At 70.0% G+C, this 14,027-nt stretch carries 10 protein-coding genes, 1 tRNA gene and 2 pseudogenes; all 13 read left to right on the top strand.

What is annotated here, in order from left to right; all coding sequences use genetic code 11:
• On the top strand, nucleotides 1–1,223 hold a 1,223-nt coding region (locus HW577_RS10870; protein ID WP_198376157.1), incomplete at its 5' end, for an NAD(P)H-hydrate dehydratase.
• Between the two features lie 281 nt (nucleotides 1,224–1,504).
• Nucleotides 1,505–1,981, top strand: a complete 477-nt coding sequence (locus tag HW577_RS10865) for a hypothetical protein (protein ID WP_198376156.1) — start codon at nucleotides 1,505–1,507, stop codon at nucleotides 1,979–1,981.
• A gap of 102 nt (nucleotides 1,982–2,083) precedes the next feature.
• The gene (locus HW577_RS10860) at nucleotides 2,084–3,526 is read left to right on the top strand and encodes a malonyl-CoA decarboxylase (protein ID WP_198376155.1); all 1,443 of its coding nucleotides are present in this window, start codon (nucleotides 2,084–2,086) and stop codon (nucleotides 3,524–3,526) included.
• Between the two features lie 83 nt (nucleotides 3,527–3,609).
• Nucleotides 3,610–3,741, top strand: a complete 132-nt coding sequence (locus HW577_RS26890) for a hypothetical protein (RefSeq protein ID WP_269769533.1) — start codon at nucleotides 3,610–3,612, stop codon at nucleotides 3,739–3,741.
• 176 nt (nucleotides 3,742–3,917) lie between these two features.
• Nucleotides 3,918–6,302 (top strand): 1-deoxy-D-xylulose-5-phosphate synthase N-terminal domain-containing protein, encoded by a 2,385-nt coding sequence (locus tag HW577_RS10855; RefSeq protein WP_198376154.1) that lies wholly within the window; start codon nucleotides 3,918–3,920, stop codon nucleotides 6,300–6,302.
• A gap of 104 nt (nucleotides 6,303–6,406) precedes the next feature.
• Nucleotides 6,407–6,491, top strand: a tRNA-Leu gene (locus HW577_RS10850).
• 43 nt (nucleotides 6,492–6,534) lie between these two features.
• A pseudogene (locus tag HW577_RS10845) lies at nucleotides 6,535–6,951 on the top strand (trigger factor); the annotation flags it as partial.
• Nucleotides 6,952–7,584: 633 nt separating this feature from the next.
• Nucleotides 7,585–8,373: pseudogene (gene tig / locus HW577_RS10840) on the top strand (trigger factor); the annotation flags it as partial.
• Nucleotides 8,374–8,570: 197 nt separating this feature from the next.
• Nucleotides 8,571–9,344: an ABC transporter ATP-binding protein gene (locus HW577_RS10835; RefSeq protein ID WP_198376153.1), complete on the top strand. Its 774-nt coding sequence runs from the start codon at nucleotides 8,571–8,573 to the stop codon at nucleotides 9,342–9,344.
• The gene (locus tag HW577_RS10830; protein ID WP_198376152.1) at nucleotides 9,337–10,083 is read left to right on the top strand and encodes an ABC transporter ATP-binding protein; all 747 of its coding nucleotides are present in this window, start codon (nucleotides 9,337–9,339) and stop codon (nucleotides 10,081–10,083) included. Before HW577_RS10835 ends, HW577_RS10830 begins: the two co-directional genes overlap by 8 nt.
• Before the next feature lie 45 nt (nucleotides 10,084–10,128).
• Nucleotides 10,129–11,373 carry an ABC transporter substrate-binding protein gene (locus HW577_RS10825; RefSeq protein WP_198376151.1) on the top strand — a complete coding sequence of 415 codons (1,245 nt, stop codon included), beginning with the start codon at nucleotides 10,129–10,131 and terminating at the stop codon, nucleotides 11,371–11,373.
• A 37-nt stretch (nucleotides 11,374–11,410) separates the two neighbouring features.
• Nucleotides 11,411–12,637 (top strand): ABC transporter substrate-binding protein, encoded by a 1,227-nt coding sequence (locus tag HW577_RS10820; protein WP_198376150.1) that lies wholly within the window; start codon nucleotides 11,411–11,413, stop codon nucleotides 12,635–12,637.
• A gap of 54 nt (nucleotides 12,638–12,691) precedes the next feature.
• Nucleotides 12,692–13,939, top strand: a complete 1,248-nt coding sequence (locus tag HW577_RS10815) for an ABC transporter substrate-binding protein (RefSeq protein WP_198376149.1) — start codon at nucleotides 12,692–12,694, stop codon at nucleotides 13,937–13,939.
• Nucleotides 13,940–14,027: the final 88 nt, after the last annotated feature.

Genomic DNA, 14,027 nt, shown 5'->3' with positions numbered 1-14,027 from the left:
CTGGAGCTCAGACATGTGCTCTTCCGATCAGCTACGCTGCCCGGCCGCGGCCGGGCAGCGATGCGGCGCGGGCCGCGGCACGCTGGCATGGGCCGGTCGTGCCGTTCTCCGAGGCGGAGGCGGCCCGGTGCGGGCTGCTGGTCGATGCGGTGTTCGGCGCGGGCCTCGCCCGCCCGGTCGAGGATAGGGTCGCGCGGGTGATCGCGGCGGCGCCGGGGCGCGTGCTGGCGGTGGACGTGCCCTCGGGCCTCGATGGTGCCACGGGCCAGCCGCGCGGAGAGGTGCGCGCGGCGGATGCGACCGTGACCTTCTTCCGGCTGAAGCCCGGCCACCTGCTGCTGCCGGGCCGGGTGCTCTGCGGCGCGGTGATGCTGGCCGATATCGGCCTGCCGGCGAGCGTGCTGCCAACCGTGGGCGGGCAGGCCTGGCGGAACGGGCCGGGGCTCTGGCGCCTGCCTGGCCTTGATCCGACGGCACACAAATACACGCGGGGCCACGTCACGATCCTCGCGGGGGCCGGCATGACCGGGGCCGCACGGCTGGCCGCGGCCGGTGCGCGCCGCGGCGGGACGGGGCTGGTGACCCTCGCCGCGCCGGACCGGGCCACGGGCGACGTGCTGAGGGCCGGCGATCCGGGCGTGATCGTGACCGAGGCGTCGGTCGCCGCGTTGCTGATGGATCGCCGGCGGAATGCCTGGGTGCTTGGGCCTGGCCTTGAGCCGCAAAGAATATATATCAACATTTTACAGCAGATAGCTGCGGTCGGATGTCAGGTCGTGGCCGATGCCGGGGTGCTCGCCGCGGCGGCTGGGGAGCCGGCGGGGCTGCGCGGCGCAGCCGTGCTCACGCCGCATGAGGGCGAATTCCTGCGGCTTTTCGGGCCGATCGCGGGCGACCGGCCGGCGGCGGCCCGGCGGGCGGCCGCGGCGACAGGGGCCGTCGTGCTTCTGAAAGGTCCCGATACGGTCATCGCCGCGCCGGATGGTCGGCTCGCGATCAACGACCATGCGCCACCCTGGCTCGCCAGTGGGGGGACCGGGGACGTGCTGGCGGGACTGATTGCAGCGCTCATCGCCCAGGGCCTGCCGCCCTTCGAGGCCGCCGCGGCCGCCGCCTGGGTGCATGGCGATGCCGCCTGGCGAAGCGGATCCGGATTGATCGCCGAGGATCTGCCGCCTCATTTAAATCAAGCGATTGAGGGCGCACGCTCGTATCGTGACTGAATACAACCCCAGGACGCAAGGCGCGTACGGGGTGGATGGCCTGGGTGGTGCGGCGCGACCGCACGCGGCGCCTCAGGGCATGGTCCGCGGTCACTTAAACTTGCGCGCGTATCTCGTGGCGAGGCGTGCGGAACCCCTAAACACAAGATATTGATTGCCTCCGAGCGAATCTCACAAGATCTAGCGTTGGTGAAAAATGAGAAAATCCTCGCTCAAAATATTGATTGTGAAGTTTCTTTCGAGATAGTTTCTGCGTGTCCCAAGACAGGAGAGGGGGTCCCATGAGCAGCAGCTTCGTCGCCATGCTCCACCATGAGGAGCGGACCATCGTCGCGGAATTGCGCGCATCCAAGCCCTTCCAGCGGCTGGAAGGCGTCCGCCGGTTGCTGGCGCTCTATGACGCCCAGCCCTCGGTTGCGTCCGGGCTCGATCTTCACGCCGGCGACCCCGCCCGCGGGGCGGAGGTCATTTCCATCAACCATGGCGCGCCCGCCGCGCCGCCGGCCGTCTCGGCGATCGGCAACACGGCCCTTGCCCAGGCGCCGATGACGAATGCCGGCCCCGTCCAGGCGAGCGCCATCCCGATGCCCGCCCCGCAGCCCGGCCAGGCCCAGGTCGCCGTGGCGGCCGAGGCTGCCGTCGCGGTCGCCGAGGTGGTCCGCACGGTCGCTCCGCCCGCTCCGGTCGCCGACCCGGAGCCGGCAAGCGTCGTTTCCTCCGTCCGCGCCGCGCTTCTTGGCATCGGCGGCAAGAACTGAATCACGCCCTGGGGTCGCGCCCCCCGGGCGCGGCCCCAGGATGCGCTGGCATATCCCAAATTGTTTCCGTAGATTTCAGGCCTCTCTCACCGGGGGCGAGGCATGTCCGAAGTCGCAGTGCAGGCCGGCATACTGGACAGGGCGCTGCGCCGCGTCAGCACGCTCTGGCGCGACATGGCAGCCGCGGTCGCCGGTACCGAGCAGCAGGCCGACATCGCCGCGCGCCTCAGGGATTGCCTCGAGGCCAAGGGCGGCGAGATCTCCGCCCGCAACCGTGCCGCAAGCATGGCCGAGGCCTATCGCACGCTCGATGAGGCCGGCCGCACTGACTTCCTCCGGGCGCTCGCCGCCTTCGATTCCGACCCTGCCGCTGTCGCCCGCGCCATGGAGGCCGTCGCCGCCGCGGCCGACCCGGCCGAGCGGGCGGTCGCAACCGCCCGCCTTCGCCGCGCCCTCGAACCCCCGCGCATCCGGCTGCTCACCGCCTTCGCCGCCATCCCCGACGGGGTGAAGTTCCTCGTCGACCTTCGCGGCGACCTGATCGCGCGCATGGATGGGGACAAGCTGCTCCGCGCGCTGGAGACCGACCTCAAGGGCCTGCTCGCGGCCTGGTTCGACGTGGGCTTCCTGGAACTCCGCCGGATCGACTGGCATTCGCCGGCCATCGTCCTTGAGAAGCTCGTGCAGTATGAGGCTGTGCACCGCATCCGCACGTGGCGGGACCTCAAGAACCGGCTCGATTCCGACCGCCGCTGCTACGCCTTCTTCCACCCCCGCATGCCAGAGGAGCCGCTGATCTTCGTCGAGGTCGCGCTCGTCCAAGGCATGGCCGACAGCGTGCAGCGGCTGCTCGACGAGAAGGCCCCGGTGCTCGACCCCGCCAAGGCCGACACGGCGGTCTTCTACTCGATCAACAACTGCCAGCGCGGGCTGGATGGCATCTCCTTCGGCAACTTCCTGATCAAGCGCGTGGTCGGGCTGCTGTCGGACGAGTTCCGCAACATCCGTACCTTCTGCACCCTCTCGCCCATCCCCGGCTTCCGCCGCTGGCTCGACGCGGCCCTGGCGAAGGGGGACGCCGCGCTTACCGAGGAGGAACGCAAGGCGCTCAAGGCCGCCGCCCCCGCGCCGCTGGCCCTCGTCGCGCCGGAAGGCGCCGCGGCGCCGGCGGACCCGCTGCCCGAGGACGCGGCGCTGCTCGCCCGGCTGCTCTCCCGCCGCTCCTGGCACCGGGACGAGGCGATGCAGAAGCTGCTCGAGCCCATTCTCGCGCGGCTTTGTGCCCGCTACCTGGCGAAGGAGGACGCGCCTGGCCGGGCGGGGCGGGCACGCGACCCGGTCGCGCATTTCCACCTGTCGAACGGGGCGCGGATCGAGCGGCTGAACTGGCGCGCCGACACCTCGGAAAACGGGCTCCGCCAGGCGGCGGGGCTGATGGTGAACTACCTCTATGATCCAGACCGGATCGAGGAGAACCACGAATTGTACGTGGGCGAGGGCAAGCGGCCCGTCTCGGCCGCGTTGCGCCGGATGGCCAAGGGCTGAGGCGCCCCCGCGCGTGACGCGGGACACCGCGCGTTCATTCCTGGCCGGGTAGGACTCGATCCCCGAACACGGAGGGAATCGCGATGTCCGTCCCACTGCTGGTCTTCTTCGGCGCACCGGCGCTGCTGCTGCTGCTGGCCACCCGCACAGCCCTGCCGCGCCCGGCGCGCGCCCGCGGCGGGGATCCTGTCGCGACGCGGTCGCGCCGCGACTGACGCCAGCGGGTCCGGCCCCCGCCCCACCTTCCGGCCGCCCTGCGGGCAACCACCCCCGGCACGCGATCACGCCCAGGGGCATGGGTTGGAACCGCCGCGCGCCCCGCCCATCCACGCCTTCCCTTGCGCCGCCCGCTTGACCATCATCTGGGAAACCGGGTTCGAGGACGCGTCAGATGACAGTGCAGGGCAAGGGAAAGCGCCAGGTGGCGCCGGGCGAGGATCGCCGCGAGGCCATCCTGCACGCGCTGGAACGGAAGCTGCTCTGGCTGAGCGCCTGGATGATCCACCAGGCGAACCACATCCGCCCGAACCGGGACGGGCTGAAGGTGGGCGGGCACCAGGCCTCCTGCGCCTCCTCCGTCTCGATCCTCGCCGCGCTGTATTTCGGCATCCTTCGCCCGGCCGATCGCGTCGCGGTAAAGCCCCATGCGGGGCCAGTCTTCCACGCCATCAACTACCTGCTCGGCCGCCAGCAGCGAGAGAAACTCGACACGCTGCGGCAGTTCGGCGGCATCCAGCCCTACCCCTCGCGCGTCAAGGACGGGCCGGAGGTGGATTTCTCCACCGGCTCGGTCGGGCTCGGCGTCGCACTCGCCTCCTTCGGTTCGCTCGTGCAGGACTATGTGCGCCTGCATGACCTGGCACCAAAGGATCTGCCGGCTGGCCGGCATGTCGCCGTGGTGGGCGACGCGGAGTTGGACGAGGGCAATATCTACGAGGCCCTGCTCGAAGGCTGGAAGCACGACATCCGCAACGTCTGGTGGGTGGTGGACTACAATCGCCAGTCGCTCGATTCCGTGGTGCCCGACCGGCTCTTCGGCCGGATCGAGGGCCTGTTCCGGGACATGGGCTGGAACGTTGTCACGCTGAAATACGGCCGTCGCCTGGAAGCCGCCTTCGCCCGGCCGGACGGGGAGGCGCTGCGCCGCTGGATCGACGATTGCCCCAACAGCCTCTACGCCGCGCTGACCTTCCAGGGCGGCGCGGCCTGGCGCCAGGCGCTGCTTGCCGAACTCGGCCGCATCGACGGCATCCGCGCCATCATCGACCCGCTGACAGACGACGAACTGGCCGCGCTGATGACCAATCTCGGCGGGCACGACATCGACACGCTGATCGAGGCCTTCCGCGCCCAGGATGCTGAAGGCGACCAGCCCACCTGCTTCATCGCCTACACCATCAAGGGCATGGGGCTGCCCTTCGCTGGGCACAAGGACAACCATGCCGGGCTGATGACCAAGGAGCAGATGGAGAGCTTCAGGTCCGTGATGAACATCCGGCCCGGCCATGAATGGGACCTGTTCGAGGGCCTCGGCATCCCAGAGGAGGAGATCCGCGCCTTCCTCGCCTCGGTCCCCTTTGCCCAGCCGCTCACGCCGCAGGGCCGCTGCCTCGCCTCCCCCGCGATCCATGTGCCGGCGGCCTTCGCCCCGCCGCGGGTGGGAGAGGGGCGGAAGCATTCCACCCAGGCGGCCTTCGGCGACATCCTCGCCGAGATCGGCCGCGGGCAGGGGGAATACGCCGAGTTGGCGCGGCGCATCGTCACGACGAGCCCGGACGTGACGGTCAGCACCAATCTCGGCCCCTGGGTGAACCGGCGCGGCATCTTCGACCGACACAAGAAGAACGACGTCTTCCGCGACGCGAAGCTCGCCTCCGCCCAGCGCTGGGGCATGTCGCCGGAGGGCCAGCACGTGGAACTCGGCATCGCCGAGCAGAACCTGTTCCTGGTGCTGGCAGGGCTCGGCCTTGCTGACCGGCTTTATGGCGCGCGGCTGCTGCCGATCGGCACGGTCTACGATCCCTTCGTCAACCGCGGCCTCGATGCGCTGATCTACGCCTGCTACCAGGATGCGCGCTTCCTGCTGGTCAGCACGCCCTCGGGCCTGACTCTCGCGCCGGAAGGTGGACAACACCAAAGTGTGAACACGCCGCTGATCGGCATGGCGGCGGACCGGCTCGTGAGCTACGAGCCCGCCTATGCGGACGAGCTCGCCATCCTGCTCCGCCACGCCTTCGAGCACATGCAGAAGCCCGACGGCTCGGCGGTGTGGCTGCGGCTTTCGACGCGGGGGCTCGAGCAGCCGGCGCGCAGCCTCGACCCCGCCGCGGTGATCGCAGGGGCGCATTGGATCGTCCCGCCGGGGGACGGCGCACGGATCGCCATCGCCTACCAGGGCGCGCTGGCGCCCGAGGCCCAGGCCGCCTTCGAGGAACTGCGCGCCGAGGAACCGACCGCCGGGCTCCTCGCCATCACGAGTCCCGACCGGCTGCATGCGGGCTGGCTCGCGGCGCGGCGCGGGGCGCGGGCGGGCAGGGCCGGCCAGTCGCATGTCGAGCGGCTGCTTGCCCCGCTCGCGCGCGATGCCGCCCTGGTCACGGTTCTCGACGGGCATCCGGCCGCGCATGCGTGGATGGGCGCGGTGCGCGGGCAGCGCGTTGTCCCGCTCGGCGTGGACCGCTTCGGCCAGGCGGGGGACATCCCGGACCTCTACCGGGAGTACGGGCTGGACACGGATGCAATCCTGGATGCCTGCGCGGAGGCGCTGCTGGGGTAGCCGACCGCCGGGCCGTCTCGCGGCCCCCTGATGTCCGCCCGCACTTTCCACGCCCGCCGCCTTGCGCTACATCCCGCCCCCTGCCGCCCTGCGGCGCCTTGCGGGCGGGCGTGGTGGAACTGGCAGACACGCCGGATTTAGGTTCCGGTGGCGCAAGCCGTGGGGGTTCGAATCCCTTCGCCCGCACCAGGCGCCGCTGGGTTTTCTCTAGCCTTTGGATGGACGTCCCTCGATGCAGGTCACCGAGCTCGCGAATGACGGGCTGAAGCGCGCCTACTCCGTCACGGTCTCCGCTGGCGAGATCTCCGCCACGCGCGACCGGCGGCTCGCCGAGATCGCGAAGACCGTCTCCATGCCCGGCTTCCGCCCCGGCAAGGTGCCGATGACCGTGGTCAAGCAGCGCTACGGCGCCGCCATCCTCGGCGAGGTGCTGGAGCAGCAGGTCAACGACGCTACCCGCCAGGTCGTCTCCGACCGCGGCCTGCGCCCGGCGCTGCAGCCGAAGATCGAGGTCGTGAACTTCGCCGAGGGCGCCGATCTCGAATTCCGCATGGACCTCGAGGTGATGCCCGAGGTGCCGATGCCCGAATTCGCGGGCATCGAGCTCGAGCGCCTCAAGACCGAGCCCTCCGACGAGGCGATCGACAAGGCGCTGGCCTCCATCGCCGAGCGCAACGGCACGCTCGAGGATGCCGAGCCGCGCGCCGCCGTGAAGGGCGATGTGCTGGTCTGCGACTTCACCGGCCGCCTGCCGCCGGACCTGCTGAAGAACGGACTCGGGCTCGGTGCCCGCCCCGGAACGCCCGGCGAGGCGCCCGAGGGCTGGTCGGTCGACGTCTCGGAAGGCCTGACGCGCGAGATCGCGGCGATCGGGACCGACGGTGGCCTCCCTTATTTCGACGTGGCCCTTAAGGGCAGCGTCGGCGCCGACGGCCATGTCCGGATCTTCCCCTGCTGGGGCAACGACCTGGCTGCCAAGGCCGGATCCGTGCTGACGGTCGCGATCGCCGCCCGGCCCTTGGCCGGTGCGCTGCCGGGGGGTTCCACGGCAACCATCGGGCTGAACCTGCGCTCGACTGACGACTTCATCGAGGCGCTCCGGGCGCCGGCCGCGCTCGGGGCCACGACCGACCGGGCGAGCCTGACCCTGCCGGACAACCCGACGATCGCCTTCGCGCGCCCGGTGCTGGAGATCGCGCTGCCGGCCGGGTCGGCCGTGGACATGACGCTCCGCATCGGCCCGGCCCGCGCGCATCTCGGCAGCGAGGAGCCCGTTGCGCCGGCCTTCGCCGGTGGCGCTGCGACGGACATGCCGATCGAGGTCGGCGGCGCCGGCTTCATTCCCGGCTTCACCGAGCAGATGGAAGGCCTGGCGCCCGGCGAGAGCCGCGACATAGACGTCGCCTTCCCGGCCGACTACGGCTCCGCCGAACTGGCTGGCAAGCGGGCGCGCTTCACCATCGCGGCCAAGGCGCTCAAGACGCGCATCGCCCGCCCGGTGGACGACGAGTTGGCGAAGTCGGTCGGGATGGCCGACCTTGCCGCGCTGAAGGAGGCGATCCGCGGCTCCCTCCAGCGGGAATACGACGCCCTGTCGCGACTGCGGCTGAAGCGCAACCTGCTCGACATCCTTGCCGACCGCGCCGCCTTCACGGTGCCGGAAGGCATGGTGGAGGCCGAGTTCGCGCAGATCTGGCAGCGCGTGGAGGCCGACCTCAAGGCCGGGCGCCTGGATGAGGACGACAAGGGCAAGGACGAGGAAACGCTGAAGGCGGAGTACCGCGGCATCGCTGAGCGGCGGATCCGCCTCGGTCTGCTGCTGTCCGAGATCGGCCGGGCGAACAATGTCCAGGTCGGCGCCGACGAAATGGCGCGCGCCGTCCGCCAGGAAGCCGCCCGCTACCCGGGTCAGGAACAGCAGGTGCTGGAGTTCTTCCGCAAGAACCCCCAGGCGGCTGAGAACCTGCGCGCCCCGATCTTCGAGGAGAAGGTCGTCGACTTCGTGATCGAACTCGCGAAGGTGACGGAGCGTCAGGTCGCCCCGGAGGAACTCTCCGCCACCGCCGACTGATCCGGCACGACGGAGCGACATGGGAGGGGCGGCCGGGCGACCGGCTGCCCCTTTTTCGTGCAGGTCGCCGCAAACCCCTGCCATGGCAGAGATTCCGGCGCGCTGCGCCTTGCGCGGCGCACCGCGCCTCGCCTACATCGCTCATATCGAAGCGAGAGCGGCCGCGCAGGCCGCCAAGCAAGGGGAGCGAGCGCAGCGTGTCCGACGCCATTCTGGAGACGGCGGGTCTGACGAAGGAGTTCCGGGGGTTCGTCGCAGTCAACGACGTCGCCCTGAGCGTCCGCCGCGGCACGATCCACGGGCTGATCGGCCCGAACGGCGCCGGCAAGACGACCTGCTTCAACCTGCTGACGAAGTTCCTCCAGCCCACGCGCGGGACCATCCGCTACGACGGGCGCGACATCACCGGCATGAAGCCGGCCGAGGTCGCGCGGCTAGGCCTGGTGCGATCCTTCCAGATCTCTGCGGTCTTCCCACATCTCAGCGTGCTCGAGAACGTCCGCGTCGCGCTGCAGCGCTCCCGCGGCGGGTCCTTCGACTTCTGGCGGTCCGATTCGCTGTTGCGGAAATTCGATGACCGCGCGCGCGAGCTGCTCGAGGATGTGGGGCTGTCGACCTACGCCAACCTGACGGCGGGCGAGTTGCCCTACGGCCGTAAGCGGGCGCTCGAGATCGCGACGACGCTCGCGCTGGACCCTGTCATGATGCTGCTGGACGAACCGACGGCCGGCATGACGCATGAGGACGTGGACCGCATCGTCGCACTCGTGAAGCGCGTCGCGGCCGGGCGCACCGTGCTCCTGGTCGAGCACAATCTCCGCGTCGTTCAGGGACTGTGCGACACCATCACCGTGCTCGCGCGCGGATCCGTGCTGGCGGAAGGCGACTACGGCGCCGTTTCCCGCAACCCGGACGTGATCGCCGCCTATCTCGGCACCGAAGCCCCCGCGATGGAGAACGCACATGGCTGACGCGCTGGCCGAACTGCCGATCGCGGCGCAGGAAGGCGGCGCGCCGCTGCTCGCCGTTCGCGGCCTCGAAGCCTGGTATGGCGAGAGCCACGTCCTGCACGGCGTGAACATCGACATCCACGAGGGCGAGGTCGTCACGCTGCTCGGCCGCAACGGCGCGGGCAAGACCTCGACGCTGCGCTCCATCATGGGGCTAGTGCCGAAGCGCTCGGGCTCGGTGCACTACGCCGGGCGGGAGTTGATCGGCGCGCGGTCCGACACGATCGCCCGCGCCGGCATCGCCTATTGCCCGGAGGAGCGCGGCATCTTCGCCTCCCTCGACGTCACCGAGAACCTCATGCTGCCCCCGGTGGTGCGCCCCGGCGGGCTGCCGGTCGAGGAAATCTACACGCTCTTCCCGAACCTCAAGGAACGGGCGCGCAGCCAGGGCACCAAGCTTTCGGGCGGCGAGCAGCAGATGCTCGCGATCGGGCGCATCCTGCGCACCGGCGCCAAGCTGCTACTGCTGGATGAGCCTTCCGAAGGCCTCGCGCCGGTCATCGTGCAGCAGATCGGCCGTACGATCCGCGAATTGAAGCGCCGTGGCTTCACCGTCCTGCTGGTCGAGCAGAACTTTCGCTTCGCCCAGACGGTGGCCGACCGGCACTACGTCATGGAGCACGGCAAGGTGGTCGACATGGTCCGCAACGAGGACCTGACCGCCTCGCTCGAACGGCTGCACGAATATCTTGGCGTCTGAGACCCGCAAGAAGGTCCGGCCACACACCAGGGAGACGACGGCATCATGAACGACACCAACAGGCGCAACTTCCTTGCCGGGGCCGGCGCGCTGCCGCTCGCGGGCGGGCTCGTTGCTCCGCGCAGCGCGCGGGCACAGGCGGCGAACACCATCAAGGTCGGTGTCCTGACCGACCTGTCGGGCACCTTCCGCGACCTGAACGGGCCAAACACCATCGCGGCGACGCGCCTCGCGATCCAGGAATTCGGCAATCGCGGCTTCAATGTCGAGATCGTCACCGCCGACCACCAGAACCGCCCCGATGTCGGCGTGAACCTGGCGCGGCAGTGGTTCGACCGTGACAATGTGGATGTGGTGACCAGCCTCGCCTCCTCCGCGGTGGCGCTCGCCATCTCGGAACTCGCGCGCGAGAAGAACAAGGTCGCGATCGCGACATCGACCGCCACCTCGGACCTGACGGGTCGCGCCTGCAACGCCAACACCATCCAGTGGGTCTACGACACCTACATGCTGGCCAAGGTGGCTGGCCTCGCGATGGTGCGCGCGGGTGGCGACACCTGGTTCTTCCTCACCGCAGACTACGCCTTCGGCCATGCGCTCGAACGCGACACCTCCACTTTCGTGCGCCAGGCCGGCGGGCGCGTGGTGGGCAGCGTGCGCACGCCCTTCCCGGGCACGACGGATTTCAGCTCCTTCCTGCTGCAGGCGCAGGCGTCCCGCGCGAAGGTCATCGGCCTAGCGAATGCCGGCGTCGATACCGTGAACAGCATCAAGCAGGCCGCCGAGTTCGGCCTCACGCGACGCGGCATCAAGATCGCCTCGCTGCTGATGTTCATCACCGACGTGCATGCGCTCGGCCTGCAGGCGGCGCAGGGGCTGGTCTGTGCCAACACCTTCTACTGGGACGCGAACGAGCAGACGCGCAACCTGACGCGCCGCATCCGCGCCATCGCGGGCGGCGACATCCCGGTCGCGATGAGCCATGCCGGCGACTATTCGGGCACGCTGCACTACCTCAAGGCGGTCGCGGACATGGGCGTGGCGGCGGCGAAGGCCGATGGCCGCGCGGTCGTGGCACGCATGAAGGCGATGCCGACCGAGGATGAGGCCTTCGGCCGCGGCTCCATCCGCGAGGACGGCCGCAAGATGCATCCGGCCTACCTCTATGAGGTGAAGCGCCCCGAGGAGAGCCGCTACCAGCACGACTACTACAAGCTGCTGCAGACCGTCTCGGCGGAGGAAGCGTTCCGGCCGCTCGCCGAGGGCGGTTGCCCGCTGGTGCGTAGCTGAAGACGCAGAACAATAAAGAGAGGGAGGAAAGAACCACATGATCCAGGCATCCCGCCGCAGCATCCTCGCCGCCGGCGCGGCACTCGGTGTCGCGCCGCTCTCCCGCGCCCGTGCGCAAGGCAACACGGTCCGCATCGGCGTGCTGACGGACATGTCCGGCACCTACCGTGACAACACCGGCCCGACCTCGGTCGCGGCGACGCGCGAGGCCGCGGCGGAATTCGGCGCGAGCCACGGCTTCACGGTCGAGGTGATCGAGGCCGACCACCAGAACCGCCCCGATGTCGGATCGAACATCGCACGGCAATGGTACGATCAGGGTGTGGACCTGATCGTGGACGTGCCGACCTCCTCGGTCGGCCTCGCGGTCAACCAGATCGCGCGGGAGAAGAACAAGGCCTACATCAATGTGGGTTCCGCGACCGCGGACATGACCGGCCCGGCCTGTTCCCCGAACACGATCCACTGGGCCTACGACACCTACATGCTGGCGAAGTCCACCGGCGGAGCGATGGTGCGCGCGGGCGGCGACACCTGGTTCTTCATCACCGCTGACTACGCCTTCGGACATGCGCTGGAACGCGACAACGCGGCCTTCGTTCGCGCGGCCGGCGGGCGCGTGCTCGGCCAGGTGCGCACGCCTTTCCCGGGCACGACGGACTTCTCCTCCTTCCTTGTGCAGGCCGCCGCCGCCCGGCCGAAAGTGATCGGGCTAGCGAATGCGGGCGCGGATACAGCGAACTGCGTGAAGCAGGCGGCGGAATTCGGCATCACGCGGCGCGGTATCAAGCTCGCCGCGCTGCTGCTGTTCGTGAACGACGTGCAGGGGATTGGGCTGCAGACGGCGCAGGGCCTCGTCTGCACGGAATCCTTCTACTGGAACATGAACGACAAGACGCGCGCCTGGACCCAGCGCGTCGTGCGCCGCACGCCGACCAACTACCCGAACATGATCCATGCCGGCTGCTATTCGGCGGCGCTGCACTTCCTCAAGACCGTCGCGGCTATGGGCGTGCCGGCGGCGAAGGCCTCGGGCGTCGACGTCGTGAACCGCATGAAGGCGGCGCCGAGCGAGGACGATCTGTTCGGCCGCGCCACCATCCGCCCCGACGGCCGTCGCCTCATCCCCTCCTACCTGTTCGAGGTGAAGGCGCCGGGCGAAAGCAGCGGTCCTTGGGACTTCTACAAGCTGCTGCAGACCACGCCGGCCGAGGAAGCCTTCCGCCCGCTGGCCGAGGGCAACTGCCCGCTGGTGCGCACCTGATCCAACCGGTCCCGGCCCATGGGCCGGGACCCGCTTCGCAATAGGGAGAGCTGAATGACCGAGACCACCCGCCGCAGCCTTCTGGCCGCATCCGCCGCCGGCGCCGCCTTTGGCGCCCTGCCGCTCGCGACGGCCCGCGCGCAGGCGGCGAACACGCTCAAGATCGGCGTGCTCAACGACATGTCCGGCCTCTATCGCGACGTGAACGGGCCCGGCTCGGTCGCCTGCACGCGCCAGGCCATCGTCGATTCCGGCATCGCCGGGCGCGGCATCAATGTCGAGGTGCTGGTGGGCGACCACCAGAACCGCCCCGATGTCGGCGTGAACATCGCGCGCCAGTGGATCGACCGCGACGCCGTCGACGTCATCATCGACGTCCCGACCTCCTCCGTCGCGCTCGCGGTGAACACCGTGGTGCGCGAGAAGAACAAGATCTTCCTGAATTCCTCCGCCGCAACCTCGGACCTGACGGGCGCGCAGTGCAGCCCGAACACGATCCACTGGACCTACGACACCTACATGCTCGCCAAGTCGACGGGCGGGGCGATGGTGCGCGCGGGCGGCGACACCTGGTTCTTCATCACGGCCGACTACGCCTTCGGCCACGCGCTGGAACGCGACACGTCGAACTTCATTCGCGCCGCGGGCGGCCGCATCCTCGGTTCCGTCCGCACGCCCTTCCCGGGCACGACGGACTTCTCCTCCTTCCTCGTGCAGGCGCAGGCCTCGCGCGCGAAGGTGGTGGGTCTCGCGAATGCGGGCGGCGACACGATCAACTCCATCAAGCAGGCCGCCGAGTTCGGCCTGACGCGGCGTGGCGTGAAGCTCGCCGCGCTGCTGATGTTCATCTCGGACGTGCACGCGCTCGGCCTGCAGACGGCGCAGGGCCTGGTCTGCACGGAAACCTTCTACTGGGACCTCAACGACCGCACGCGCGCCTTCACGCAGCGCGTGCTGCCGAACATGCCGCAGGGGCTGCGCCCCGGAATGGCGCAGGCGGGGTGCTACTCCGCGGTGCTGCACTACCTCAAGGTCGCGGCGGAGATGGGCGCGGCGCAGGCGAAGGCCGACGGCGCCGCGACGGTCGCGCGCATGAAGGCGATGCCGACCGAGGACGACGCATTTGGTGCCGGTTCGATCCGCGCCGATGGCCGCCGCCTCTGCCCGGCCTACCTACTCGAGGTCAAGGCACCGGGCGAGAGCCGCGGGCCCTGGGACTACTACAAGTTGCTGCAGACCACTGCGGCCGACGAGGCGTTCCGCCCGATCAGCGAGGGCGGCTGCGCGCTGGTCAGGAGCTGACCGGGGAGTGGCGCGGGGGGGGGGGGGGGGGCGGGGGGGCCGGGCGGGGGGGGCGCGTGGCGGGGGGGGGGGGGCGGAGCGGGAGCGG

Origin of the sequence: Neoroseomonas rubea (genome assembly GCF_016106015.1) — a bacterium.
Lineage (GTDB): Bacteria > Pseudomonadota > Alphaproteobacteria > Acetobacterales > Acetobacteraceae > Neoroseomonas > Neoroseomonas rubea.
This window is presented reverse-complemented; position numbering and strand designations above follow the sequence as displayed.